The 25,017-nt window shown below is 53.8% G+C and carries 23 protein-coding genes and 2 tRNA genes; 14 read left to right on the top strand and 11 right to left on the bottom strand.

The genetic code is table 11. The annotated features are described in order from the left end of the window. Window positions 1-4: 4 nt before the first annotated feature. From A1830_RS02765 to rssA, 4 genes are all read right to left on the bottom strand, one after another. Window positions 5-1,345 carry a UDP-glucose dehydrogenase family protein gene (locus A1830_RS02765; protein WP_067701401.1) on the bottom strand — a complete coding sequence of 447 codons (1,341 nt, stop codon included), beginning with the start codon at window positions 1,343-1,345 and terminating at the stop codon, window positions 5-7. Window positions 1,346-1,371: 26 nt separating this feature from the next. Then, window positions 1,372-2,280, bottom strand: coding sequence for a UTP--glucose-1-phosphate uridylyltransferase GalU (gene galU, locus A1830_RS02760; protein WP_067701398.1), 909 nt, complete (start codon window positions 2,278-2,280; stop codon window positions 1,372-1,374). 195 nt (window positions 2,281-2,475) lie between these two features. Continuing rightward, complete coding sequence (gene rssB / locus A1830_RS02755) at window positions 2,476-3,489, bottom strand: two-component system response regulator RssB (protein ID WP_067701395.1); 1,014 nt, start codon at window positions 3,487-3,489, stop codon at window positions 2,476-2,478. 83 nt (window positions 3,490-3,572) lie between these two features. Next, a complete protein-coding gene (rssA, locus tag A1830_RS02750) occupies window positions 3,573-4,490 on the bottom strand; it encodes a patatin-like phospholipase RssA (protein ID WP_067701392.1) in 918 nt (305 codons plus the stop codon). A 107-nt stretch (window positions 4,491-4,597) separates the two neighbouring features. Between rssA and A1830_RS02745 the strand changes: the two genes are divergently transcribed. The 5 genes from A1830_RS02745 (at window position 4,598) to xthA (ending at window position 7,388) form a co-directional block, all read left to right on the top strand. Then, on the top strand, window positions 4,598-5,056 hold the full coding sequence (locus A1830_RS02745) for a YchJ family protein (protein WP_067701390.1): 459 nt from the start codon (window positions 4,598-4,600) through the stop codon (window positions 5,054-5,056). Between the two features lie 46 nt (window positions 5,057-5,102). Beyond that, window positions 5,103-5,951 (top strand): formyltetrahydrofolate deformylase, encoded by an 849-nt coding sequence (purU, locus tag A1830_RS02740; RefSeq protein ID WP_067701387.1) that lies wholly within the window; start codon window positions 5,103-5,105, stop codon window positions 5,949-5,951. A 162-nt stretch (window positions 5,952-6,113) separates the two neighbouring features. Continuing rightward, a tRNA-Tyr gene (locus A1830_RS02735) sits at window positions 6,114-6,198 on the top strand. Between the two features lie 98 nt (window positions 6,199-6,296). After that, window positions 6,297-6,381, top strand: a tRNA-Tyr gene (locus tag A1830_RS02730). 197 nt (window positions 6,382-6,578) lie between these two features. After that, window positions 6,579-7,388, top strand: coding sequence for an exodeoxyribonuclease III (gene xthA / locus A1830_RS02725; RefSeq protein ID WP_067701383.1), 810 nt, complete (start codon window positions 6,579-6,581; stop codon window positions 7,386-7,388). A gap of 36 nt (window positions 7,389-7,424) precedes the next feature. Here xthA and A1830_RS02720 read toward each other — a convergent pair whose 3' ends face one another. The 3 genes from A1830_RS02720 to A1830_RS02710 all read right to left on the bottom strand — a co-directional run bounded on the left by A1830_RS02720 (window position 7,425) and on the right by A1830_RS02710 (window position 10,518). Further along, window positions 7,425-7,790 (bottom strand): DUF1496 domain-containing protein, encoded by a 366-nt coding sequence (locus A1830_RS02720; RefSeq protein ID WP_067701380.1) that lies wholly within the window; start codon window positions 7,788-7,790, stop codon window positions 7,425-7,427. Then, window positions 7,790-9,709, bottom strand: a complete 1,920-nt coding sequence (locus A1830_RS02715) for a DNA topoisomerase III (protein ID WP_067701377.1) — start codon at window positions 9,707-9,709, stop codon at window positions 7,790-7,792. The genes A1830_RS02720 and A1830_RS02715 overlap by 1 nt, the downstream gene beginning before the upstream one ends. A 257-nt stretch (window positions 9,710-9,966) precedes the next feature. Then, window positions 9,967-10,518 (bottom strand): NAD(P)H nitroreductase, encoded by a 552-nt coding sequence (locus A1830_RS02710; RefSeq protein ID WP_067701374.1) that lies wholly within the window; start codon window positions 10,516-10,518, stop codon window positions 9,967-9,969. 192 nt (window positions 10,519-10,710) lie between these two features. Between A1830_RS02710 and sppA the strand changes: the two genes are divergently transcribed. The 3 genes from sppA to pncA all read left to right on the top strand — a co-directional run bounded on the left by sppA (window position 10,711) and on the right by pncA (window position 14,104). Continuing rightward, window positions 10,711-12,348: a signal peptide peptidase SppA gene (gene sppA / locus A1830_RS02705; protein ID WP_067701371.1), complete on the top strand. Its 1,638-nt coding sequence runs from the start codon at window positions 10,711-10,713 to the stop codon at window positions 12,346-12,348. Window positions 12,349-12,430: 82 nt separating this feature from the next. Further along, window positions 12,431-13,450 (top strand): asparaginase, encoded by a 1,020-nt coding sequence (gene ansA, locus A1830_RS02700; RefSeq protein WP_067701368.1) that lies wholly within the window; start codon window positions 12,431-12,433, stop codon window positions 13,448-13,450. A gap of 9 nt (window positions 13,451-13,459) precedes the next feature. Continuing rightward, window positions 13,460-14,104, top strand: a complete 645-nt coding sequence (pncA, locus tag A1830_RS02695; protein WP_067701365.1) for a bifunctional nicotinamidase/pyrazinamidase — start codon at window positions 13,460-13,462, stop codon at window positions 14,102-14,104. A gap of 68 nt (window positions 14,105-14,172) precedes the next feature. Here pncA and A1830_RS02690 read toward each other — a convergent pair whose 3' ends face one another. Continuing rightward, on the bottom strand, window positions 14,173-14,451 hold the full coding sequence (locus tag A1830_RS02690; RefSeq protein ID WP_067701362.1) for a YeaC family protein: 279 nt from the start codon (window positions 14,449-14,451) through the stop codon (window positions 14,173-14,175). Window positions 14,452-14,456: 5 nt separating this feature from the next. After that, window positions 14,457-14,861 (bottom strand): peptide-methionine (R)-S-oxide reductase MsrB, encoded by a 405-nt coding sequence (gene msrB, locus A1830_RS02685; protein WP_067701359.1) that lies wholly within the window; start codon window positions 14,859-14,861, stop codon window positions 14,457-14,459. A 338-nt stretch (window positions 14,862-15,199) separates the two neighbouring features. Here msrB and gapA point away from each other — a divergent pair, with 338 nt between their 5' ends. Together gapA and A1830_RS02675 are read left to right on the top strand one after the other, a co-directional pair. Beyond that, complete coding sequence (gapA, locus tag A1830_RS02680) at window positions 15,200-16,195, top strand: glyceraldehyde-3-phosphate dehydrogenase (protein ID WP_067701356.1); 996 nt, start codon at window positions 15,200-15,202, stop codon at window positions 16,193-16,195. A 67-nt stretch (window positions 16,196-16,262) separates the two neighbouring features. Next, window positions 16,263-17,141: a D-hexose-6-phosphate mutarotase gene (locus A1830_RS02675; RefSeq protein WP_067701353.1), complete on the top strand. Its 879-nt coding sequence runs from the start codon at window positions 16,263-16,265 to the stop codon at window positions 17,139-17,141. A gap of 119 nt (window positions 17,142-17,260) precedes the next feature. On the opposite strand, the gene A1830_RS02670 is transcribed toward A1830_RS02675, so the two are convergent. Beyond that, window positions 17,261-18,112 carry an aldo/keto reductase gene (locus A1830_RS02670; RefSeq protein ID WP_067701351.1) on the bottom strand — a complete coding sequence of 284 codons (852 nt, stop codon included), beginning with the start codon at window positions 18,110-18,112 and terminating at the stop codon, window positions 17,261-17,263. 80 nt (window positions 18,113-18,192) lie between these two features. After that, on the bottom strand, window positions 18,193-18,942 hold the full coding sequence (locus A1830_RS02665; protein ID WP_067701347.1) for a MipA/OmpV family protein: 750 nt from the start codon (window positions 18,940-18,942) through the stop codon (window positions 18,193-18,195). Window positions 18,943-19,378: 436 nt separating this feature from the next. On the opposite strand from A1830_RS02665, the gene yeaG reads away from it, so the two are divergent. The 4 genes from yeaG (at window position 19,379) to A1830_RS02645 (ending at window position 24,985) form a co-directional block, all read left to right on the top strand. Next, window positions 19,379-21,313: a protein kinase YeaG gene (gene yeaG / locus A1830_RS02660; protein WP_067701343.1), complete on the top strand. Its 1,935-nt coding sequence runs from the start codon at window positions 19,379-19,381 to the stop codon at window positions 21,311-21,313. Between the two features lie 67 nt (window positions 21,314-21,380). Further along, the gene (locus tag A1830_RS02655) at window positions 21,381-22,658 is read left to right on the top strand and encodes a YeaH/YhbH family protein (protein WP_067701340.1); all 1,278 of its coding nucleotides are present in this window, start codon (window positions 21,381-21,383) and stop codon (window positions 22,656-22,658) included. Between the two features lie 292 nt (window positions 22,659-22,950). Continuing rightward, on the top strand, window positions 22,951-24,678 hold the full coding sequence (locus A1830_RS02650) for a potassium/proton antiporter (protein WP_067701337.1): 1,728 nt from the start codon (window positions 22,951-22,953) through the stop codon (window positions 24,676-24,678). Window positions 24,679-24,751: 73 nt separating this feature from the next. After that, entirely contained in the window at window positions 24,752-24,985 is a 234-nt protein-coding gene (locus tag A1830_RS02645) for a DUF1480 family protein (RefSeq protein ID WP_067701334.1), read from the top strand. The last annotated feature ends 32 nt before the right edge of the window (window positions 24,986-25,017 follow it).

Below are 25,017 nucleotides of genomic sequence, written 5' to 3'. Positions count from 1 at the left end.
TTAATTATGCAATTTGTATTGAAGCACCGCGGCCGATTGCATAATAAACAAATCCGCGCTTGCTGACTCTTTCAGGATCATACAGGTTACGACCATCAAAAATCACCGCTTCTTTAAGAGCATTTTTGATAACATCGAAATCTGGCGCGCGGAAGCTCTGCCATTCGGTACAGATAACCAGACCGTCAGCACCCTGCAGGGCCGCTTCTTTGGTTCCCATCAGCTTAAGGTCGCTGCGGTGGCCATAAATACGCTGCGCTTCGTCCATCGCTTCCGGGTCAAACGCCTGCACGGATGCACCCGCCTGCCAGAGAGATTCCATCAGCACGCGGCTGGAAGCCTCACGCATATCGTCGGTGTTAGGCTTAAAGGACAGGCCCCAAAGCGCGAAGGTTTTACCCTCCAGGTTCTCACCGAAATGACGCTTGATAAAGGCTGGCAGCTTGGTTTTCTGCGAGTCATTCACGTCTTCTACCGCCTGTAGCAGGCGCGGCTTATAACCAATCTGCTCTGCGGTTCTGATCAGGGCCTGAACGTCTTTCGGGAAGCACGAACCGCCATAACCGCAGCCTGGGTAAATAAACGAGTAGCCAATGCGGGAATCTGAACCAATGCCCTGACGAACTTTCTCTACGTCTGCACCCAAACGCTCTGCCAGGTTGGAAATTTCGTTCATAAAGCTGATTTTGGTGGCCAGCATGCAGTTAGCCGCATACTTGGTCAGCTCAGCGCTACGGATATCCATCAGGATCATGCGATCATGGTTACGGTTGAACGGCTCATAAAGCTCGCGCAGCAGTTCCACCACCTCATCATTATCCGTACCCACCACGATACGCTCAGGACGCATGCAGTCGTTTACCGCAGCACCTTCCTTCAGAAATTCCGGGTTAGATACCACGTCAAACGCGATCTCAGCACCACGGGTTTTCAGCGTTTCTTCCATTACTGCACGCACTCTGTCAGCGGTACCCACGGGCACTGTTGACTTATCAATCACCACTTTGTGGCCATTCATATGCTGCGCGATGGTGCGCGCCACGGCAGTAACGTATTTCAGATCGGCAGAGCCGTCTTCATCCGGTGGTGTACCCACGGCAATAAACTGCATAACGCCGTGGTTAACGCCCTCTTCCGCGTTAGTGGTGAACTTAAGGCGACCTGCCTCATAGTTCTGCATAACCAGCGGCGTCAGGCCTGGCTCAAATATTGGAATGATCCCTTTCTTCAGATTTTCGACTTTATTTTCGTCGACATCGATGCAAAGAACGTCATGTCCGACTTCGGCCAGAACCGCAGCCTGAACCAGACCAACATAGCCGATACCAAATACGGTGACTTTCATTGAATTGTCCCGGTTAGAAATTAAACTTATTTTTTATTGCCAACAGTGCTTTCAAGCCACTCTTTAAAGTCGCTGCCCAGCGTATTATGACGTACGCCGTATTCTACGAAAGCCTGCATATAGCCCAGTTTGTTACCACAGTCATGGCTAATGCCTTTCAGGTGATAGGCTTCAACCGTCTCTTTATCCATCAGCATGGCAATGGAGTCGGTAAGCTGAATTTCGTCGCCTGCACCCGGAGGGGTTTTAGCCAGCAGAGGCCAGATATCCGCAGACAGCACATAACGACCCACAACGGCCAGATTAGACGGTGCTTTATCCGCTTTTGGTTTCTCAACGACGCCAACCATAGGCGCACTTTCACCCGCGCTAAGCTCTGCACCCTGGCAGTCAACAACGCCGTAGGCGGTTACGTCTGCCACTGGCTCAACCATGATCTGGCTGTGGCCCGTTTCATCAAAGCGACGCATCATATCGGCCAGGTTATCCTTCGCCAAATCTGATTCGTATTCGTCAATGATCACGTCCGGCAGAATAACGGCCACAGGCTCATTACCGACAACCGGATAGGCACACATGACCGCATGGCCCAGACCCTTCGCCAGACCCTGACGCACCTGCATAATGGTGACGTGTGGAGGGCAGATAGACTGGATCTCTTCCAGCAGCTGGCGCTTAACGCGTTTTTCCAGCATAGCTTCCAGCTCAAAGCTGGTATCGAAATGGTTTTCAATCGAGTTTTTAGAGGAGTGCGTCACCAGCACAATCTCTGTGATTCCAGCTGCGATACACTCATTAACGACATACTGAATTAACGGCTTATCAACCAGCGGCAACATCTCTTTCGGAATTGCTTTGGTTGCTGGCAGCATACGCGTACCCAAACCTGCTACAGGGATTACCGCTTTTTTTACTTTAGACTTATAGGCAGACATCAAAGTACCTCTCTTTAGGCCGTTCAAGTTATTACTTGATATGTCGAGTTTAAAAACGAGATGAGTATACCAGTTGTATACGGGTGGATTTATCCTGGTTAAACCATTTCAGCGCAAATTAAGATTATTACCCAAGTGTAAAGCCAATTTTTGGCCCTGCTAATCCCGCACGGCGCAAAATAATCCCTTAAACGGTTATTCCGTCGTCAACATCAGACGCAGTCTGCCGCCCGCGCCCCATACCTGGCACTGCCATGTGTCACACCGCTGACTTATTTGGTTAAGATGCGTACTACCCAGCGTGCCAAGGGGAATACCATTACTCAGCTGAATTTGATGGGTATTAACGTTGAGCGTGGCGTTTAAACCTGCGGAGACTAAAATCAGATTTTTTAAACCCTGATGATAGTAACCAACCAGTAAAGGAAATTGTCCCTTTAGATTGGCCTGCCGAAGCAGCAGATTAACCTGTTTTAGCAGGCCGTTTAATTCAGGCAGACGCGGAGCCTGGCCCGATAATTGATCCTGGAGTAGCCCATTGAATAACGCCCGCAGCAGAAGCGCCGCTAATACGCCGTTATCCCCGGCGCGCGTGACGTCAAGACAGTAGAAAGCCAAATCTTTTTCCGACAGGGCTGCCACATCCAGGACCAGACCCGGCTGCTCGGCCATCGTCAGCTGGCGGTAATTAATACGGCAGTTGGCGATAACCTGCTGCACCGGCGGCTGTAGCTGCTTGAGCAGTTTGGCAGCGGCCTGTGGGTCGCGCACCAGCGCATCCCAGTCCTGAAACAGCTGTTCGTCCTCTTCAACTTTCGAAGTAAACATAGAGGGATAGAGACATTCGTAAACCGCCTCCCGCAGGCGGTCCAGGTCTTTAAGCGGCTTCAGCAGCACGTCCTGCACGCCAAGACGGAGTACGCGCGCGATATCCGCCATGTTTTCGGTGGCGGAGATAACCAGAATAGGCACTGCACTGCCCTTACTGCGCAGATGTTCTACCAGTTTAAGCCCGTTCATTCTGGGCATGGCAAGATCGCAGATAACCAGGTCGGGGGTTAGCTGGTTCATTTTTTCCAGCGCCTGCAGGCCATCATCTGCCAGTATGTTTGTTGCGCCAAGCGCAGTAAGAAAATTGTCCAACAGAGAGCGGAAAACGACCTCGTCTTCAACAATCAGAATCTGTTTTCCCGTTAATGGTTTGTCCATTATCCCCCCTCACACAGCAGATAACTCAATAGTGGCTCATAATCAACATCCGTGCCCGTCAGAATTACCTTTCGTATTCTCATTCAAACATCCGGCAGCGCATTCTGGTGGGCCAGGGGAAGTAATTCATCCATTTTTTTCTCAACGGCCAGCCTGCCGGCTTCAATTGCCTCTTCCGCGCGGTGGAAGTCCAGCGTGGAGATTTGCGGGCAAAAGGGTTGTATCAGTATATCCGGTGGATCGCCAGCCATGCGGTTTCGCTTAAGGCGATTTTCCAACACCTGGATAGATGTGGTCATTATTTCCATCGCGCCTGGGCTTTGGTTAACCTTGCGCTGCACTTTTTTCGCCAGACTTTGTCGCAGCCTTCCTCCCCAGCTATGGACCGACTGGCTGGCCTCCTCTTCATTTCTGGGCGTAACGGACAGCAGATCCTGCTGCATCAGATGCGCGTCATGCTGCAGGTCAACGGCGATGACGATATCCGCCCCCAGCGCACGGGTCAGAGAGATGGGCACCGGGTTGACGACCGCGCCATCCACCAGCCAGTAACCATTCCAGCTAACGGGCGCAAGCAGACCCGGCATGCTGCAGGAGGCTCGAACGGCCTGGTGCAGATCGCCTTCAGTAAGCCATAGCTCACGGCCGGTGCTAAGATTCGTTGCGACCGCGCCAAAAGGCAGGGCGCACTGTTCGATTTTGTCGTGATGAACCAGCCGCCTGACGTGATTGAAGACGCGTTCGCCTCTGAGCAACCCACCCCGACGCCATGAGAAATCCATCAGACGGATAACATCCCAGTAGCTGAACGACCGCACCCAGGTCTCCATCAGCGGCAGCCGATGGCTGGCATAAGCCGCGCCCACCAGCGCGCCGACGGAACAGCCCGCAACGACATCGATTTTTATACCTGCCCTTTCCAGCGCATGTATAACGCCTATATGAGCCCATCCTTTGGCAGCGCCTGAACCTAGCGCCAGTCCGATTTTAACCTTTCTCATCCCACCTCTGGCGTTGACTTGAGTTACAAATAGCATCATCCCTGCTGCTCGGTTACCATGGTGCCCTGGTTTTAAATCAGCATCTTAATTTTTCTATCGGAGTCAATGTGTCAGACCCTTGCCCCTGCTGTAGCGGATTGGAGTATAGCCTATGTTGCCACCCCTATCTAAACGATATGGCAATAGCCCCAACGCCTGAAACGCTGATGCGTTCGCGCTATACCGCTTATGCGATGCAAAACGCGGATTATTTGATCGCGACCTGGCACCCTTCCTGCGGCGCAGAGAGCTTTCGCCCGGCGCTTGAAGCGAGCTTTGCCACTACCCGGTGGTTAAGTTTACATATTATTGAAGCAAAAAAACCACGGGATTCTTCTGAAGGGTTTGTTACATTTTTTGCCAGATTCTCTGAAAATCAGCGTCATAGCTTTATAAGTGAACGTTCACGCTTTCTTCGTGAGGAACAACGCTGGTACTATATCGACGGAACATTCCCTGAAACGGGACGAAATGACCGCTGCCCCTGCGGCTCAGGTAAAAAATTTAAGAAATGCTGCGGCCAGTAGCGTTCGCCATTAACACAAGAATTGTTTCGACAGGACCCCCATCGCAATGCACCCGCAAACACTGCAACGAAAAGTTTTAAGAACAATCTGCCCGGATGCCAAAGGGCTGATCGCAAAAATCACCAACATTTGCTACAAGCACGAGCTGAACATTGTGCAGAACAATGAGTTCGTCGATCACCGTACCGGGCGTTTCTTTATGCGTACCGAGCTGGAAGGCATTTTCAATGACGCAACGCTGCTGGCCGATTTAGACAGCGCGCTGCCAGAGGGTTCGATACGTGAGCTGAATTCAGCCGGACGTCGCCGCATCGTTATCCTGGTGACCAGGGAAGCGCACTGCCTGGGCGATCTGCTGATGAAAAGCGCCTACGGCGGACTGGATGTTGAGATCGCAGCAGTCATTGGCAACCATGAAACCCTGCGCACGCTGGTCGAGCGCTTTGATATTCCGTTTATTTTCCAGAGCCACGAAGGTCTGACCCGCGACCAGCACGATAACAATATGGCTGCGGAAATTGATCGCTTTCAGCCCGATTACGTGGTGCTGGCAAAATATATGCGCGTACTGACGCCAGCATTTGTTCAGCGCTACCCCAATCGAATCATCAATATCCACCACTCGTTTCTGCCTGCTTTTATCGGAGCCCGCCCTTATCACCAGGCTTATGAACGCGGCGTCAAAATTATTGGCGCCACGGCGCACTACGTGAATGACAATCTGGATGAAGGTCCTATCATTATCCAGGAAGTGATCCACGTAGATCATAATTATACGGCCGAGGATATGATGCGTGCCGGCCGCGACGTTGAAAAAAATGCGTTGAGTCGCGCGCTTTATCAGGTGCTTGCCCAGCGCGTTTTCGTTTATGGCAACCGCACGATTATCCTGTAATGCCCTGGTCTGTCATGGCATAAAAGGCTTTTTTGACTGACAATGCAGCAGTCAGGGCAAAAAAGCGGCAAACGATTGATATTCGGGGCGCGCGGGGTTTACACCCGTATTTCATCTGATATGATGCGCCCCGCTTGAGTGAACAGAGCGAGCAAGGCCAGTGGTGGGGTTCCCGAGCGGCCAAAGGGAGCAGACTGTAAATCTGCCGTCATCGACTTCGAAGGTTCGAATCCTTCCCCCACCACCATTCGCACCAGCCGTATTGTTAGCGCTTTTCAGGCCATCCCAGCACCGCAAGGTAAAGGATGAGAAGTTTCAGATTTGATACTGTAATACGCTTCCCCTGGTGGGGTTCCCGAGCGGCCAAAGGGAGCAGACTGTAAATCTGCCGTCATCGACTTCGAAGGTTCGAATCCTTCCCCCACCACCATTNTACACCTTTACCTTCACATATGCCGCACTTTAGCCGCAGTTTCACCTACACCTTAATAGCGGTTGCTGATAGCGATGCAGGTGGAGCCATGTAGATAAGCAGATGACCGGGCGCAGGCTGAGCATGACGGATGACATATACCGCCAGACTCTGCTACCATCCGGGCTTATTCCTTCGTAAAGACGGCCTCCGCCATGAAATTTGTTTCTTTTAATATCAATGGGCTGCGCGCCCGTCCTCACCAGCTAGCCGCCATTATTGAGCAGCATCAGCCTGACGTCATCGGCCTGCAGGAAACCAAGGTTCACGATGATATGTTTCCGCTTGATGAGGTCGCCAGCCACGGCTACCACGTCTTTTATCATGGGCAAAAAGGTCACTACGGCGTCGCCCTGCTGACGAAAGCCGAGCCTCTCACCGTCAGACGTGGTTTCCCGGGAGATGAAGAAGACGCCCAGCGCCGCCTGATCATGGCCGAGATCCCCAGTCCGGCAGGAAATATTTTGGTGATCAACGGCTATTTCCCGCAGGGGGAGAGTCGTGACCACCCCACCAAATTCCCGGCGAAGGAAAAATTCTATCGCGACCTGCAGAATTTCCTTGAGACGGAGCAAAAGCCCGCGAATCAGGTACTGATTATGGGTGATATGAATATCAGTTCCGCCGATACCGATATCGGCATCGGGGAAGATAGCCGTAAGCGCTGGCTGCGCACCGGCAAGTGTTCTTTTCTGCCTGAAGAGCGGGAGTGGATGGACAGGCTGATGGGCTGGGGCCTGGTGGATACCTGGCGGGCGCAGAACGCTGAGGTCAGCGATCGCTTCTCGTGGTTCGATTACCGCTCAAAAGGCTTTGACGATAATCGCGGTCTGCGTATCGATTTGCTGCTGGCCAGCAGGCCACTGGCCGAACGCTGCGTCGCAACCGGTATTGACTATGACATTCGCGGAATGGAAAAACCCTCCGACCATGCGCCGGTCTGGGCGCAGTTTAGTTTTGATTAGTCCGTTAATCTGACCGGGCGAATGCCCGGTTAATCGTTAATTCTGATGTAGCGTTTGCCAGGTCAGGTTGTTAGTGCCAACCGAGCGTTCGTCGCGGCGGCACTGCAAAAGTATCCCTTCCATTTTCACCACCGATCCTTCGGTATAGCTGCGATTCTCCCAGGTACAGCAGCGCAGACACGGCGGCTGATTGCTGTTTTGCCCCTGCGTCCACGCCTCTGGCGGCATATCTACCACCACGCCGGTATTGTTTCTGCCTGCGGGCACATAGCCGCCTGACCCGTATCCACTGCTCACGTCACTGCCCTGCCCGCCGCCAACGTGCAGGCTCTGACTGGTTGCCGCTGCCTGACCGCTTAACAGCAGCGCAGCAAACAGCATCACTACGGCATTTTTTCTCATTACTCAGTTTCCTTCGCTTTGGACGCCCTGCGACGCGCCGGTTTTTTACGATTTTCTGCCGCAGGAAGGCCACGGAATGCATGCGCGGCGGGCTGCTGCCGGGCCTGCGAGATCAGATTATGCAGCGTCTCTACCAGCGGCATCATAAAATCCTGATAGCGGCACTGCTTTTCACTGATTTTAGTCAGCGTGGACTCCCACTGGGCGGTCATATCCGGTCTGGCTGCCATCTCTGGCAGCGAGTGGATCAGCGCCCGCCCGGCGGGACTGGCATGAATATAGCGCCCTTTTTTAAACAAAAAAGCCCGTTTGAAGAGCAACTCAATAATCCCGGCGCGCGTAGCCTCTGTCCCTAAACCATCGGTCGCACGCAGCACTTTCTTTAGATCTTTATCCTGGACGAAGCGCGCAATACCGGTCATCGCTGAGAGCAGCGTGGCATCGGTAAAGGGTCTGGGCGGCTGTGTCTGCTTCGCCACCACTTCTCCGCGCTCGCAGAGGAGCTCATCCCCTTTTGCCACCACCGGTAGCGGCGTGCCGTCATTTTCCTCATCCCGTTCTTTACTGCCGAGCAGCGCACGCCAGCCCGCTTCGGCCAGAAATCGGGCCTTAGCCATAAATTTCCCGCCGTTGATATCAAGTTCAATCACGCATTTGCGGTAGACGGCATCGGGACAAAACTGCATCAGATACTGGGTGGCGATCAGCCGGTAGATACTGCTTTCATTTTCACTCAGGCGCAGGGTGCCGCCGCGTGCCGTCGGGATAATTGCATGGTGCGCATCCACTTTTTTATCGTCCCAGCAGCGGTTCTTGCGGTCGCTGTCAAAATCGGCAGGCGTTTGCAGATCGGGCTGGTGTACACCTATCGCGTTAAGAACGGCATGACGCCCGGCAAAGTGCTCATCCGGCAGGTAACGGCTGTCCGAACGAGGGTAGGTGATCAGCTTATGGGTTTCGTAAAGCTTCTGGCAGGTATCAAGCACGGTCTGCGCGCTAAGGCCGAAGCGCTTCGCCGCCTCGATTTGCAGCGTGGAAAGAGAAAAAGGCAGCGGCGCCGTGTCGTTTTCCCGCCTGTCGTTATAGCTGGTGACGTGGGCAGGCTGACCGCCAATACGCGCCACCACATGGTCTGCCAGCGGGCGATGCAGCAAACGCCCCTCCTCATCCTGCCAGGATTCGCAGGCATCGCTGGGCTGCCATAGCGCGACAAATCGCTCATCAGCGGGCGTGACGATATGCGCCTTAACTTCGTAAAAATCTTTTGGAACGAAGCCTTCGATATCTTCATCCCGCCGTACCACCAGCCCCAAAACCGGCGTTTGTACCCGACCTACGGACAGCAGGCCGTCATAGCCTGCATTGCGCCCCAGCAGCGTGTAGGCACGGGTCATATTAATGCCGTAAAGCCAGTCGGCCCGCGCCCGCGCCAGCGCAGAGACGCACAGCGGGATAAATTCGCGATTTTCACGCAGCCGCCCCACCGCCCGTTCAACCGCCTGGGGGTTGAGATCGTTAATCAGGCAGCGCTGCACCTTTTCGCGCTTGCCTGCCGGCAGCGCCAGATAATCCAGCACCTCGTCCACCAGCAGCTGCCCTTCCCTGTCCGGGTCCCCGGCGTGGATCACTTCAGTCGCCTGTTCCAGCAGCGTCTTGATCACATTGAGCTGTTTTGCTACCGAAGGCCGCGGCTGTAGCTGCCATTTTTCCGGGACAATCGGCAGATCGGCCAGCGACCAGCGCGCATAGCGGCTGTTATAGCTGTCCGGCTGCGCCTGTTCCAGCAGGTGCCCGACGCACCACGTCACCATATTATCCGGTCCGCAGGCAATGTAGCCCTCGCCCCGGCGGTGCGGCTTAGGTAATACATCCGCTATCGCGCGGGCAAGGCTGGGTTTTTCGGCAATAAACAAACGCATGCGAAATGACATCCTGCTTAACTTACAATTTCTGTTACTGAACGCACGGCGTACCGCGGCATCAGTTCACCCGGTGTCGCCCTGTGGCGTGCACCTCAACTGACCCGCGACGCGGGCGCGGGTATCATGGCCCGCAATGGTAACCTGTCAGGCTAAGCGTGGTAAGTCCGGGCGCATAATTGCCGCTCCGTTTGCTTATTATCGCGACAAATTGCAGAGCGGGTCACAAGCCTGCAGGGATTGTGACCCGCTGTCACTCAGAAATAACTGACAAATGGCGCGGTGTCGGGCGGAAGAACGGTAGTGGAAGATTTGAGCTGGGGCGTACCAAGGTACAGAAAACCCACCAGGCTATCCTGCTCGCGGCAGCCAAACGCCTCGCGCACCGCCTGATGCTCAGTCCAGGCACCGGTACGCCAGACGCCGTTAAACCCCTGCGCCAGCGCGGCCATCTGCATTGCCATCACCGCACAGCCTGCGGAAACCACCTGCTCCCAGCGCGGGACCTTCGGATGGTCTTCGCAGCGCGCTACAACGGTGATGATCATCGGCGCGCGAAACGGGGACTGTTTTGCCTTTTCAATGGCCTTTAAATCCATATCATCCTGACGGGCCGTCGTTTCCAGCAGCTGGCTGAAGCGCTCGCGTCCTGCGCCTTCGATAATGCTAAAGCGCCACGGCTGGAGCGTGCCGTGGTCGGGCGCGCGCATACCGGCACGAAGGATATTCTCCAGGGCTTCACCCGCAGGCGCCGGTTCACTGAGCCGCGAGGCAGAACGACGGTTAACCACTAAATCCAGCGCATCCATAAATTTCTCCTGATAATGATTCTGATTTAGCAGAAACTAGCACAGGATGATGATTTGTTACAGCATGGCGCTTTTTCCTGCTGACAATAGCGCCCTGGCTAATTAGGATGTCACCAACCTGCTCCGGTTTCGCCGTTCGTGCGCTATTGCACCCGGTGAAACGGGCTTTTTTACCGCGATTATGGAGATAATATGCGCACTTTGTGGCGAGCAATCGCTGGTTTTTTTAAATGGACCTGGCGACTGCTGAATTTCGTCCGTGAGTTCATTCTCAATCTGTTTCTGGTGGTATTGATTCTGATCTGTATTGGAGTTTACGTTCAGTTCAGCCGCCCTGCCACGCCGGAACAATCCCCTAAAGGCGCACTGATTGTTGATCTGAGCGGCACGGTGGTCGATAAGCCCTCCGTCAGCAATAAGCTCAGCAAACTTGGTCGCCAGCTGCTGGGTACCAATAGCAACCGCCTGAAGGAGAATTCGCTGTTTGACGTAGTGGATGCCATCCGCCAGGCGAAAGGCGATGCCAATATTACTGGCATGGTGCTCGATCTGCGCGATTTCGCCGGTGCCGATCAGCCCTCGCTCCAGTATATGGGTAAGGCCCTGCGCGAGTTTCGCGACAGCGGTAAACAGATTTACGCCACCGGTGACAGCTACAGTCAGGCACAGTACTACCTTGCCAGCTTCGCCAATAAAATTTATCTCTCCCCACAGGGTACGGTGGATATCCACGGTTTTGCCACTAACGGACTCTACTATAAGTCACTGCTGGATAACCTGAAGGTCTCATCACACGTCTTCCGCGTGGGGACCTACAAGTCGGCCGTTGAGCCGTTCCTGCGGGATGATATGTCTCCGGCAGCGCGCGAGGCGGACAGCCGCTGGATGGGCGAACTGTGGCAAAACTATCTCAATACCCTGGCGGCCAACCGTCAGATCACCCCGGATCAGGTTTTCCCGGGTGCGCAGGGCCTGCTCGATGCACTACAGAAAACCGGCGGCGACACGGCTGAATACGCCAAAAATGCCCGGCTGGTGGATGAGTTAGCCTCGCGCTCAGCGGTTGATCAGCAGCTGACGAAAGTTTTCGGCTGGGATAAAGAAGCAAAAGATTTCAACGGCACCAGCATCTACGACTATCAGGTCAAAGATCAGCAGTCAGCCGACGGCAATATCGCGGTGATTATGGCTAACGGTGCGATCATGGATGGCGACGAGACGGCGGGCACCGTGGGGGGNGCCAGTCCGAACACCCTGACCGGCTCGATTGGGATTTTCGGCGTGATTAATACCGTCGAAAACTCACTCGGTGCGATTGGCGTTCATACGGATGGCGTGTCTACCTCGCCGCTGGCCGATGTGGCCACCACTAAGGCGCTCCCGCCTGAAGTTCAGCAGATGATGCAGTTGAGCATTGAGAACGGCTATAAAAACTTCCTTAATCTGGTGGCGCAGGCCCGTAATAAAACCCCGGAGCAGATCGACCAGATCGCTCAGGGTCACGTCTGGACGGGCAGCGATGCCAAAGCAAACGGACTGGTTGACGCGCTGGGCGACTTTGACGATGCCGTTGCCAAAGCGGCCGAGCTGGCTAAGCTGAAACAGCCCCAGCTAAACTGGTATCAGGACGATCCGGGCATGCTTGATATGCTGTTCAGTCAGATGGATGTCTCAATTCGCGCCGCGCTGCCTGATGTCCTGAAGGTGTGGCTGCCCGCGCCGGTTATGGACACCATGGCGGCAATGAGGGATCAGCCCGGCCTGTTTGATAACCTTAACGATCCGCAAAATCGCTATGCCATCTGCCTGACCTGTGGTCAGGTGAAATAACCCGGTGGCAGCCCGGCATCACGTCGGGCTGCCTTTACCCCTATTCCTGTCATGCGCCTGTACGACAGGCCAGAGCTTATACATGCAAAAGAAATCTATCTACGTGGCCTATACGGGTGGAACCATAGGCATGCAGCGTTCTTCCCAGGGCTATATTCCGGTGTCTGGGCATCTGCAGACCCAGCTGGCAAATATGCCCGAGTTTCATCGCGCCGAAATGCCTGACTTTACCATCCATGAGTATCAGCCACTGATTGACTCATCGGATATGACCCCGCAGGACTGGCAAATCATCGCCGAGGATATTCGTCAGAACTACCATCGCTATGACGGCTTTGTGATCCTGCACGGCACCGATACCATGGCCTTCACCGCGTCTGCGCTCTCTTTTATGTTGGAAAATCTCGCCAAGCCGGTAATTGTGACAGGGTCACAGATTCCGCTTGAGGAACTCCGCTCCGACGGACAACAGAATCTGTTGAATGCACTCTTTGTGGCGGCGAACTTCCCGATAAATGAAGTATCTTTGTTTTTTAACAATACGCTTTATCGCGGTAACCGCACGACCAAGGCACATGCCGACGGTTTCAATGCGTTCGCCTCACCCAATCTGGCCCCGCTGCTTGAAGCCGGTATTCATATCCGCCGCCTAAACACCCCGCCAGCTCCCCACGGCGAGGGTGAGCTGATCGTGCATCCGATTACCCCGCAGCCGGTTGGCGTGGTGACGATATATCCCGGTATCTCAGCCGATGTGGTCAGTAATTTTCTCCTGCAGCCGGTAAAGGCGCTGATTCTGCGCTCGTACGGTGTAGGTAATGCCCCCCAAAACCCTGCCTTCCTGAAGGAGCTTAAGGAGGCTTCCTCGCGCGGGATAGTGGTTATCAACCTGACTCAGTGTATGTCCGGTAAGGTCAATATGGGCGGTTATGCCACCGGCAACGCGCTGGCGCTTGCAGGGGTGATCAGCGGTTACGATCTGACCGTCGAGGCGACGCTGACCAAGCTCCATTTTTTACTGTCACAGGGCCTTTCGAGCGACAGGGTACGTCAGCTGATGCAGGTTAATCTGCGCGGCGAACTGACGCCAGACGAGAAATAAGGAACCATAATGAAAACGCAGCAGGCACTGTTATTGATTGATTTACAGAATGACTTTTGTCCCGGCGGCGCGCTGGCCGTGGAGGAAGGTGATGCGGTTATCGCCGTAGCAAATCAGGTTGCGATGCGTTTTCACCAGCGTGGTCAGCCGGTGGTCGCCACGCTCGACTGGCACCCGCATCACCACGGCAGCTTCGCCTCAAATGCCGGAGAAGTGCCCTGGACCATGGGGGAGCTGGATGGGCTGCCCCAGGTCTGGTGGCCCGATCACTGCGTTCAGGGGAGTAAGGGGGCAGAGCTGCACCCTGAGCTTAATCGCAGCGTGCTCGTCAAGCAGATCTATAAGGGAACGGATCCCCGCACAGATAGTTACAGCGCCTTTTTTGACAATGGCCAGCGCAGCCAGACCGGCCTGGACAGCTGGTTAAAATCGCAGGGGGTGACGGCGCTAACGGTGATGGGCCTGGCGACCGATTACTGCGTGAAATATAGCGTGCTGGACGCGCTAAGGCTGGGCTATCGCGTCAGCGTGATTGTCGCAGGGTGTCGGGGTGTGAATCTGGAAGCGGGTGACGGTGAGCGGGCGCTGGCGGAAATGGCGGCCAGCGGCGCGCTGCTTATCAATGCTGAGGGGGCGGAAGGAACGCTCCGGTAAAACCTGCTGCCGGGATTTAACCGGGGATCGTGGCGTGAACCAGCGACATTTATTCCTCCAGGAATAATTTATTGCAGCTTAATGCGGGTGACGTTGTCATCCACGATGCCAAACGCTTCCTTAAGCTCTCTTTTGCTTTTTGTCACCATCTCGCCACCCTTGCCAATGCTCATATGCTGCGGCTGCTCATTATATTTCGCCTGCCACATCATCACCAGCTGCAGGCTGTTCTCTTTCTGCGCATCCGTCAGCGCGACGCCGTCGGCCCATTTACCCGTTTCAACGGCAGTCAGCAGACGCTGGTAAACATCCGGCGTCATGGCATTAATCATCTCATCCAACACCATTGCCGCTATCCTTTAATGTTGTTGCCTTCTTCGTCAGAAAAGCTTAACGAAGCGGAATTGACGCAGTAGCGCTCGCCCGTAGGCTGAGGACCATCCGGAAATACGTGCCCCAGGTGGGCATCACAGCTGCCGCAGCGAATTTCGATACGCTGCATACCGTGAGTGTCATCTTCAATATAACGAATAGCATCATCGCTGACGGGCTGGTAAAAACTGGGCCAGCCGCAGCCGGAGTCGTACTTGGTTTCCGACAGGAACAGCGGCGAATTGCACACCAGGCAGTGATACAGCCCTTCACCTTTGTTATGCAGCAGCTTGCCGGTAAAGGGTCTCTCGGTACCGCGCTCCTGGGTCACATAACGCTGTACTTCGTTCAAATCGGTTTCTGGGTTCAGATGTTTGTTAGCCATATCGATACTCTCTGGCGGTGTGTTCTGGATAATGTCTATCATTCTAACAAATACATAACAACGTCAGGGGATTTTTTCGCTTACAGAGATATCTGAAAGTAAAAGCAGACGATTATGTGATTCAGATCACTCTTTGATACCCCTGCCCCTTTATATTCGTGCAGGAAGGCCCAAGATTAGGTTCTAACGGGTGCCGCGAATCATGCTTTCAGATAAATTATTCCTGCTCGCTGGTTTGATTTGTCGCAACAATTGAAGCGATTCCGCTTGACGCCTGGTAAGGTTTTTGTAATTTTACAGCCAACCTTTTATTCACTAACCAATAGCTGGTGGAATATATGACTATCAAAGTAGGTATCAATGGTTTTGGCCGTATCGGTCGCATCGTTTTCCGTGCTGCTCAGCAGCGTTCTGATGTAGAAATCGTTGCAATCAACGATCTGCTGGACGCCGAGTACATGGCTTACATGCTGAAGTACGACTCTACCCATGGCCGTTTCGACGGTACTGTAGAAGTCAAAGACGGCCACCTGGTTGTTAACGGCAAAACCATTCGTGTTACCGCTGAAAGAGATCCAGCTAACCTGAAATGGGGCGAAATCGACGTTGACGTTGTTGCTGAAGCAACCGGTATCTTCCTGACCGACGAAACCGCACGTAAGCACATTCAGGCTGGCGCGAAGAAAGTCGTACTGACCGGTCCTTCTAAAGACAACACCCCAATGTTCGTTATGGGCGTGAACCACAAGTCTTACGACGGCCAGGACATCGTTTCTAACGCATCCTGCACCACTAACTGCCTGGCACCGCTGGCAAAAGTGATCAACGACAAGTTCGGCATCGTTGAAGCACTGATGACCACCGTGCATGCAACCACTGCAACCCAGAAAACCGTTGATGGCCCGTCTCACAAAGACTGGCGTGGCGGTCGTGGCGCATCTCAGAACATCATCCCTTCTTCTACCGGCGCAGCAAAAGCCGTAGGTAAAGTGATCCCTGAGCTGAACGGCAAACTGACCGGTATGTCTTTCCGCGTCCCTACGCCAAACGTCTCCGTGGTTGACCTGACTGCTCGTCTGGCTAAGCCTGCCTCTTACAAAGAAATTTGTGATGCAATCAAAGCGGCTTCTGAAGGCGAACTGAAAGGCGTTCTGGGCTACACCGAAGATGACGTGGTTTCTACCGATTTCAACGGCGAAGTTCTGACTTCTGTATTTGATGCCAAAGCAGGTATCGCCCTGAGCGACACCTTCGTCAAACTGGTTGCCTGGTATGACAACGAAACGGGCTATTCAAACAAAGTTCTGGATCTGATCTCTCACATTGCTAAATAAGCAGTTGAAAGACTAATCAGGGCGACTCCGGTCGCCCTTTTTTTATCGGCTTGAAAAAGGTTTCCTCATGAGCGAAAAACTCTTTTCCCTGGCGGTTACTGACCAGATCACCCCCTATATTTCGCAGAGAAAAATAGGTGACCTGCCCCTTTTAACCATTGTTCATCCAAAAGTCAGGGCGGCCATCACCTTACAGGGCGCGCATCTGATTGCCTGGCAGCCTGGTAGTGAAAAGCCCGTTATCTGGCTGAGCGAGAAGACAGCCTTTACCGCAGGGAAAGCCATCCGGGGCGGCGTGCCTGTCTGCTGGCCGTGGTTTGGTCCGGCAGGTGAACCCGCACATGGCTTTGCCCGTAGTCTGCCCTGGACGCTGTCAGCACACGATGAGAATGAAGAGAGCGTGATGCTGACCTTCGTGCTGGAAAGTGACGAGCGCACGAAAAAGCTCTGGCCGCATGATTTCACACTGATTGCGCGCTTCCGCTTCAGCGATCGCCTTGAAATTGAACTGGAGGCACACGGAGACTTTGAGGCAACGGCCGCGCTGCACAGCTACTTTAACGTTGCCGACATCGCCGGTGTTGAAGTGAGTGGGCTTGGCCACCCCTATATTGATAAGGTCAGTGACGGGGCTGAGGGAAACTCTGCATCCGGCAGGCAAACCTACCCCGATCGGGTCGATCGCGTGTATACCCAACCTGAAGACTGTAGCGTTATCACCGATACTGTCGGTCAGCGTACCATCGAAGTCTACCACCACCACCATAGTGACGTTGTCACGTGGAACCCTGGCCCTGCACTGTCATGCAGTATGGGAGACATGGCCAATGAGGGTTATAAAACGATGGTGTGCGTGGAAACAGCGCGTATCTCATCCGCAATGAAGAGTTCGGGCGAGAGCCCATCCCGGCTGGCTACCACCATTAAAGTGCGTAAAAACGCCTGACGATACGCAGTGAGGCGGTAAAAAAGTTACCGCCTGACCAGGCTTTAATCCCTTACTGCCTTACCTTGCCACCCGATCGGGTTTGAATGCCGCCAGGCGCGACCCTGCGCTGGCTCGGCTTAGACGACGTCGAGCGCGACCTTCCCGGTGGGCGGTGGAAAGGCCTGGTCCATCAGCGCCAGCTCCTCCCTGTTCAGCACCACCTTCAACGCAGCCGCATTCTCGTCAACGTGTTGCACCGATCCTGCTTTGGGAATAGCCATGACGCCCTGCTGGCGAATAACCCAGGCCAGCAGCAGCTGGGCTACACTGATGCGCTTTTGCTGTGCAATCTCCGCCATCACGCCGTTATTCATCAAATCGTGACGCAGACGCCCCGCCTGCGCCAGCGGGCAGTAAGCCATCACCGGAATGCCGCGCTGCTGGCACGCAGGCAGAAGATCGTACTCAATTCCGCGCGAGGCCAGGTGGTAAAGCACCTGGTTAGCCGCGCAGCCCGATCCCCCTTCTTCTGCCAGCAGGTCCTGTAGATCACTCTTATCGAAATTGGATACGCCCCAGTGCCGGATTTTACCCGCCTGCTGGAGTTGCTGCATGGCGGTGATGGTTTCCTCCAGCGGGATGCTTCCAGGCCAGTGAAGAAGATAGAGGTCGAGATAATCCGTTTTCAGGCGACGCAGGCTGCGATCGCAGGCTTCAATGGCACTCCCGGCCCCGGCGTTCCAGGGATAAACTTTTGAGACCAGCCAGGCCTTGTCCCTTCTTCCCTGCAATGCTTCGCCGACCACTTCCTCTGCTCCGCCGTCTGCGTACATTTCAGCCGTGTCGATTACGCTAAGACCCAGTTCGAGTCCGTGCTGCAGGGCAGCGACCTCTGATTTACGCTGGCCGCTATTTTCCCCCATATACCAGCTTCCCTGGCCGATGGAAGGCAAGGTTATCTCTTTTGAAAAGTTTACGGATGAGCTCATGCATTCCTCCTGCACTCTTTTGGGGGTGACTATCATGCAAAAGGGCGCAGAGCGCCCTTTTTTGATGCGATAACAGGCGATCAGAACGTGTAGCTAACGCCCGTCCACAGCATGACCTGAGCGTTATTGTCGACCATTGGGCTGTCTTTCACTTCGCTGCTCAGACGGGTATAGCGGCCTGAAAGCGATGCGTTCCAGCTCTGATTAATCGCATATGCGGCGGTCAGCTCCAGATAGGGGCTCCAGCTATCGTCTGCGTCATAGCTGCTAAGTCCGCTACGGCGCGACTCGCGTTTGGAGACGCCATAGTAGTAGTCATTTTGATTTTCACTGCTGTACAGCGCACCAATACCCGGCGTCAGGCTCAGATCGCCAATCTGGAAGCGATAAAGATAGGCCAGATCCCAGATAATGCCATTACTGTTATCCAGCAGATCGCCCGCGACCACGGTGCGTACGATGCCCCAGTCACTGGTGTGACGATACGCAAGCCCGCCCATCGCGGTCATATGGCGGTTATCCAGTTTTTTCAGCTGCTTATTATCGGTGTCGCTGGTTTTGAAATTTTCCGGTGATCCCAGCACGGTCAGCGATAGCTGGTCCTGTTTGTCATTCCAAAGATAATACCCGGCCTGAAAGCTGCGAACGTAGAAGCTGTCACCTTCATAATTGATAATTGGTAAAGGGTAATAGCGGTTCTGCCCCCCTTTATACGGGCTCTGACTGTAGATGACAGAGGCACCGAGGGTTAAGGGGTTGGCCTGAGCAAGGGATGCTGCCAGAGATGAGGATAAAATGACTGCCACAGCGCTAACTTTGAAATAGTTCACAATTAATTCGTTCCATAAATATAACAATCGAGTACGGTAGTTTAACAATCTCTGCCGCGTAAGTTAAAATCCTAATACAACCTGTAGCACTCAGAATCAATTTTTGCCATGAATCCGCATGAATCAATTGCTGCGGCTAATTTACAAATTCCCGACAGACCGCACCAGTTCAGGTTGTCGCTAAGTTGGATTATAACTTTGTTATTGAAATATCATTGAAAAGCTTTGCGGCATCAGGACATTTTACGAATGCCAACTACGCTTTAATAGATAACGTTAAGTTTTAATGAGCAGAGTGACCCCAGGATTTGTGTATCCCGATAAAAAAATGTCTGGTTGGCATAAGGGTTGCTGTACTCATTCATCAGTTCCTTCAGGGGCTAACCACACTTAGGCTCCTGGTTCCTGTGCTAAAAATGAAAGGACGGGCATCGCTATGAATATATTCGATCACTATCGTCAGCGTTATGAAGCTGCCAAGGACGAAGAGTTCACTCTGCAGGAGTTCCTGACCGTTTGTCGGCAGGATCGCAGTGCATACGCCAACGCGGCAGAACGACTGTTAATGGCTATTGGTGAGCCGGTAATGGTGGATACTGCCCTGGAGCCACGCCTTTCCCGACTGTTTTCTAACCGTGTCGTTGCGCGCTACCCCGCTTTTGAAGAATTTTATGGCATGGAAGAAGCGATTGAACAGATCGTCTCTTACCTGAAACATGCCGCGCAGGGGCTGGAAGAGAAGAAACAGATCCTCTACCTGCTGGGTCCGGTAGGCGGCGGTAAATCCTCACTGGCCGAGCGACTTAAGTCGCTGATGCAGCGCGTGCCTATCTATGTGCTAAGCGCCGATGGCGAACGAAGCCCGGTTAACGACCATCCACTCTGCCTGTTTAATCCGCAGGAGGATGCCCATATTCTTGAGAAAGAGTACGGTGTCCCGCGCCGCTATCTCGGCACTATTATGTCTCCGTGGGCGGCAAAACGCCTGCATGAATTCGGCGGCGACATCTCCCGCTTCAGAGTCGTTAAGGTTTGGCCTTCTATCCTTGAGCAGCTGGCCATTGCCAAAACCGAGCCGGGTGACGAAAACAATCAGGATATCTCCGCGCTGGTCGGTAAAGTGGATATCCGTAAGCTGGAGAACCACGCGCAGAACGACCCTGATGCGTATGGTTATTCCGGTGCACTCTGTCGGGCAAACCAGGGGATTATGGAGTTCGTCGAGATGTTTAAAGCGCCGATCAAGGTGCTGCATCCCCTGCTGACGGCAACCCAGGAGGGCAACTATAACGGCACCGAGGGTATCTCTGCCCTGCCGTTCAACGGCATTATTCTTGCGCACTCGAATGAGTCAGAGTGGGTGACCTTCCGTAATAACAAGAATAATGAAGCCTTCCTTGACCGCGTTTACATCGTCAAAGTGCCGTACTGCCTGCGCGTCTCTGAAGAGATCAAAATTTATGACAAGCTGCTGAACCACAGTGAGCTGAGCCATGCTCCCTGCGCACCCGGCACGCTGGAGACGCTGGCCAGATTCAGTATCCTGTCGCGCCTGAAAGAGCCAGAGAACTCCAGCACGCACTCTAAAATGCGGGTTTATGATGGGGAAAGCCTGAAGGATACCGATCCTAAAGCTAAATCCTATCAGGAGTACCGTGATTACGCGGGCGTCGACGAAGGCATGAACGGTCTCTCGACCCGTTTCGCCTTTAAGATCCTCTCCCGCGTGTTTAACTTTGACCACGCAGAAGTGGCGGCGAACCCGGTACATCTTTTCTACGTGCTGGAACAGCAAATTGAACGTGAACAGTTCCCGCAGGATGTTGCCGAGAAATACCTTGAGCACCTGAAAGGCTATCTGATCCCGAAATACGCTGAGTTTATCGGTAAGGAGATCCAGACAGCTTATCTGGAATCCTATTCTGAATATGGTCAAAACATTTTTGATCGTTACGTGACCTATGCAGACTTCTGGATTCAGGACCAGGAATACCGCGATCCGGATACCGGCCAGCTATTTGACCGCGAGTCATTAAACGCTGAGCTGGAGAAAATCGAGAAACCCGCCGGGATCAGTAATCCAAAAGATTTCCGCAACGAGATTGTTAACTTTGTCCTGCGCGCCCGCGCGCACAATAGTGGCCGGAATCCAAACTGGACCAGCTATGAAAAACTCCGCACGGTTATTGAGAAAAAGATGTTCTCAAATACCGAGGAGCTGCTGCCGGTCATTTCCTTTAATGCCAAAACGTCCACGGATGAGCAGAAAAAACATGACGACTTTGTCGACCGAATGATGGAAAAAGGCTATACCCGTAAGCAGGTTCGCCTGCTGTGCGAATGGTATTTGCGGGTCAGAAAATCGTCCTGATAGCAGCAGAGTGCATTAATCGGGCCGGAATCATCCGGCCCAGCTTGCAACATTGTTTGGGGGAGCTATGGCCTATTTTATCGATCGGCGTCTTAACGGCAAAAATAAGAGCGCGGTGAATCGCCAGCGCTTTTTACGCCGCTACAAGTCGCAAATCAAACAGTCGATCTCCGAGGCCATCAATAAGCGTTCGGTAACCGACGTTGATAGCGGCGAATCCGTTTCCATTCCCGTGGGTGATATCAACGAACCTATTTTCCATCAGGGCCGGGGCGGCCAGCGTCATCGCGTGCACCCGGGTAACGATCACTTTGTGCAGAATGACCGCGTTGAGCGCCCGCAGGGGGGCGGGAGCGGTGGCAGCGGTCAGGGCCAGGCGGGTCAGGATGGTGAGGGCGAGGATGACTTTGTTTTCAATATTTCAAAGGATGAGTACCTCGACCTGCTGTTTGAAGATTTGGCCCTGCCGAATCTGAAGAAAAATCAGCATCGCCAGCTTAACGAATACAAGGTTCATCGTGCGGGCTATACGTCCAACGGTGTGCCCGCCAATATCAGCGTCGTGCGCTCGCTGCAAAACTCGCTGGCGCGCCGTACGGCCATGACCGCCGGTAAGCGTCGCATGCTCGGCGAGCTTGAAGCCAGTCTGGAGCTGATTGAGCATTCTGAACCTGCTCAACTGCTGGAAGAGGAGCGCCTGCGCAATGAAATTGCCGAACTGCGCGCGCGTATTAAGCGGGTGCCTTTTATTGACACTTTTGATCTCCGCTTTAAAAATTTCGAGAAACGTCCGGAACCCTCCAGCCAGGCGGTGATGTTCTGCCTGATGGATGTCTCCGGTTCAATGGATCAGGCGACGAAGGATATGGCCAAGCGCTTTTATATACTGCTCTATCTGTTCCTGAGCCGTACCTATAAAAACGTGGACGTGGTCTATATACGTCATCATACCCAGGCTAAAGAGGTCGATGAACAGGAGTTCTTCTACTCACAGGAAACCGGGGGAACCATCGTTTCCAGCGCGCTAAAGATGATGGATGAGGTGGTGAAAGAGCGCTACGATCCTGCGCAGTGGAACATTTATGCCGCCCAGGCATCGGATGGTGACAACTGGGCAGACGATTCACCCCTGTGCCATGAAATCCTGGCCAAAAACATTCTGCCGGTCGTGCGCTACTACAGTTATATCGAAATAACCCGACGTGCGCACCAGACCCTGTGGCGCGAATACGAGCAGCTGCAGGCCCGATTTGATAACTTCGCCATTCAGCATATTCGTGAACCTGAGGATATTTACCCGGTATTTCGTGAGCTTTTCCACAAACAGGCGGAAGAAAACTACTAAATTCAGGCCTGATCTTTCCAGCCAGTACAGGTTTACTGGCTGTTCACTCTCCCCCCATAACAGTATCGGCAGCAAAAATCGTCTTCCTGGCGCTTTTTTTTGTCCAATTCCCTAAATACAACACTAATCATACGCACTCAGCGGCATTTGTAATGGCAAAATGTATGCTATTTTATCCTTCTCTGTAATTTCCGCTTTTTTCACCCTGCGGGCCCTCAGAAATTTTGACAGCTGGAGCCGTTTTACAACACACTGTTAAAACACATCTTTACCCACACAGGAGAATTGCCTTTTGGAAGCCAGCGCTATCTACAGTCTGTTTATTATTGGTTCCGTGCTGGTCGCCGCAAGCATTTTGCTGAGTTCGTTTTCGTCAAAGCTTGGCATTCCCATTCTGGTCATTTTCCTTGCGCTTGGCATGCTGGCGGGCGTTGATGGAATCGGCGGCATTGCCTTTGACAATTACCCCGCTGCATATCTGATCAGTAATCTGGCGCTGGCGGTCATCCTGCTGGATGGCGGCATGCGCACCCAGGCCAGCTCATTTAAAGTTGCACTTGGCCCCGCGCTCTCGCTGGCAACGGTCGGCGTGCTGATCACCGCCGGCCTGACCGGTATGGCTGCCGCCTGGCTGTTTAATCTGAATATGATTGAGGGCTTTCTGGTCGGTGCCATTATCGGTTCGACGGATGCCGCCGCCGTATTCTCCCTGCTGGGCGGAAAAGGGCTGAACGAGCGCGTCAGCGCCACGCTGGAAATCGAGTCCGGCAGCAATGACCCCATGGCCGTGTTTCTGACTATCACGCTTATCGAAATGATACAGCAGGGGCAAACCGGGCTGAGCTGGATGTTTGTGGTCCATCTGATCCAGCAGTTCGGACTGGGCATCGTACTGGGACTGGGCGGCGGCTGGGCGCTGCAACAGCTGATCAACCGCGTGTCGCTGGCCAGCGGCCTCTATCCGCTGTTAGCGGTCAGCGGCGGCATCCTGGTCTTCGCCCTGACGACGATGCTGGAAGGAAGCGGTATCCTTGCGGTCTATCTGTGCGGCTTTTTACTGGGCAACCGTCCTATCCGTAACCGTCACGGCATTTTGCAGACGTTTGATGGTATGGCCTGGCTGAGCCAGATTGGTATGTTCCTGGTGCTCGGCCTGCTGGTTAACCCTAAGGATCTGTGGAATATTGCGCTGCCGGCTATGCTGCTTTCGCTGTGGCTTATCCTGTTTGCCAGACCGCTTTCCATCTTTGTCGGGCTGCTGCCGTTTCGGGGCTTCACGACCCGTGAACGCTTCTTTATCAGCTGGGTCGGGCTGCGCGGAGCCGTGCCTATTATTCTCGCTGTCTTCCCGATGATGGCGGGGCTGCCTCACGCCTCCCTGTTCTTTAATATCGCCTTCTTTGTTGTGCTGGTCTCCCTGATGGTTCAGGGCACGTCGCTGGGCTATGCGGCCCGGAAAGCCCGCGTGGTGGTACCACCTACCGCCTCCCCTATTTCTCGCGTCGGTCTGGATATTCACCCTGAGAACCCCTGGGAACAATTCGTTTATCAGCTGGGGGCGGATAAATGGTGCGTGGGCGCTGCGCTGCGCGATCTGAAACTGCCGCGCGAAACGCGCATTGCCGCCCTGTTTCGCGACAATTTACTGCTGCACCCCACCAGCAGCACCCGGCTGAAAGAGGGCGATGTGCTCTGCGTGATCGGTCGCGAGCGCGATCTGCCTGCACTGGGTAAACTTTTTAGTCAGTCGCCACCGGTAGCCCTGGACCAGCGCTTCTTCGGCGACTTTATTTTGCAGGCCGACGCCCGCCTTCAGGACATCGCTGAAATCTACGGGATTGAGCTAACGGATGAAATCAATCTCCAGCAGTCACTGGGGCATCTGATAGCCGGTATGATTGGCGGCGCACCGGTGGTCGGCGATCAGGTCGAGTGGAAAAACATGATCTGGACCGTGGCTGAAAAAGAAGCCAATGAGATAAGCCGCGTGGGCGTCAGGGTGGCGGAAGACAAAGAATAGTCCTGATCCGATCCCTTTTGAGACGGATAGCGTCTACGCTTAAAGTTCGTTTCTGTCAAAAGGGAGGATTACCATGGGTCACGTCGTTAAAATTGGTCGCTATGAGATTGTTGATGCCGATATGGATACGGAAAATATTGATACCGTCAGCATTCCCTGCAACACCAACCCCGGTCTGAGCTACCAGCTGGATGGTTGGGACACAGAAACCAGCGTACCGGCCTGGATTGATGGCGAGCCGGTTGATCTTGCCATTTGTCACTATGACAAAGAAAATGATCGCTGGGTTTTAAAAAAGCCTGCCTGATTCTACCCCCCCCCTTCACCGTAGCGACTCTT

Origin of the sequence: Erwinia sp. ErVv1, assembly GCF_900068895.1 — a bacterium.
Taxonomy (GTDB): domain Bacteria; phylum Pseudomonadota; class Gammaproteobacteria; order Enterobacterales; family Enterobacteriaceae; genus Erwinia.
Note: the sequence above shows the minus strand (reverse complement) of the source record. Positions and strands in the feature narration are given on the sequence as shown.

Bases quoted from the DNA above. Each gene is read 5' to 3' on its own strand.
- A1830_RS02670 (WP_067701351.1), bottom strand. From the start codon at position 18,112: ATGAGCTCATCCGTAAACTTTTCAAAAGAGATAACCTTGCCTTCCATC.
- pncA (WP_067701365.1), top strand. From the start codon at position 13,460: ATGAAAACGCAGCAGGCACTGTTATTGATTGATTTACAGAATGACTTT.
- galU (WP_067701398.1), bottom strand. From the start codon at position 2,280: ATGTCTGCCTATAAGTCTAAAGTAAAAAAAGCGGTAATCCCTGTAGCA.
- ansA (WP_067701368.1), top strand. From the start codon at position 12,431: ATGCAAAAGAAATCTATCTACGTGGCCTATACGGGTGGAACCATAGGC.
- A1830_RS02675 (WP_067701353.1), top strand. From the start codon at position 16,263: ATGAGCGAAAAACTCTTTTCCCTGGCGGTTACTGACCAGATCACCCCC.
- A1830_RS02645 (WP_067701334.1), top strand. From the start codon at position 24,752: ATGGGTCACGTCGTTAAAATTGGTCGCTATGAGATTGTTGATGCCGAT.
- A1830_RS02655 (WP_067701340.1), top strand. From the start codon at position 21,381: ATGGCCTATTTTATCGATCGGCGTCTTAACGGCAAAAATAAGAGCGCG.
- rssB (WP_067701395.1), bottom strand. From the start codon at position 3,489: ATGGACAAACCATTAACGGGAAAACAGATTCTGATTGTTGAAGACGAG.
- A1830_RS02715 (WP_067701377.1), bottom strand. From the start codon at position 9,709: ATGCGTTTGTTTATTGCCGAAAAACCCAGCCTTGCCCGCGCGATAGCG.
- purU (WP_067701387.1), top strand. From the start codon at position 5,103: ATGCACCCGCAAACACTGCAACGAAAAGTTTTAAGAACAATCTGCCCG.
- A1830_RS02710 (WP_067701374.1), bottom strand. From the start codon at position 10,518: ATGGATGCGCTGGATTTAGTGGTTAACCGTCGTTCTGCCTCGCGGCTC.
- A1830_RS02765 (WP_067701401.1), bottom strand. From the start codon at position 1,345: ATGAAAGTCACCGTATTTGGTATCGGCTATGTTGGTCTGGTTCAGGCT.
- rssA (WP_067701392.1), bottom strand. From the start codon at position 4,490: ATGAGAAAGGTTAAAATCGGACTGGCGCTAGGTTCAGGCGCTGCCAAA.
- A1830_RS02690 (WP_067701362.1), bottom strand. From the start codon at position 14,451: ATGGTGTTGGATGAGATGATTAATGCCATGACGCCGGATGTTTACCAG.
- yeaG (WP_067701343.1), top strand. From the start codon at position 19,379: ATGAATATATTCGATCACTATCGTCAGCGTTATGAAGCTGCCAAGGAC.
- A1830_RS02720 (WP_067701380.1), bottom strand. From the start codon at position 7,790: ATGAGAAAAAATGCCGTAGTGATGCTGTTTGCTGCGCTGCTGTTAAGC.
- xthA (WP_067701383.1), top strand. From the start codon at position 6,579: ATGAAATTTGTTTCTTTTAATATCAATGGGCTGCGCGCCCGTCCTCAC.
- gapA (WP_067701356.1), top strand. From the start codon at position 15,200: ATGACTATCAAAGTAGGTATCAATGGTTTTGGCCGTATCGGTCGCATC.
- msrB (WP_067701359.1), bottom strand. From the start codon at position 14,861: ATGGCTAACAAACATCTGAACCCAGAAACCGATTTGAACGAAGTACAG.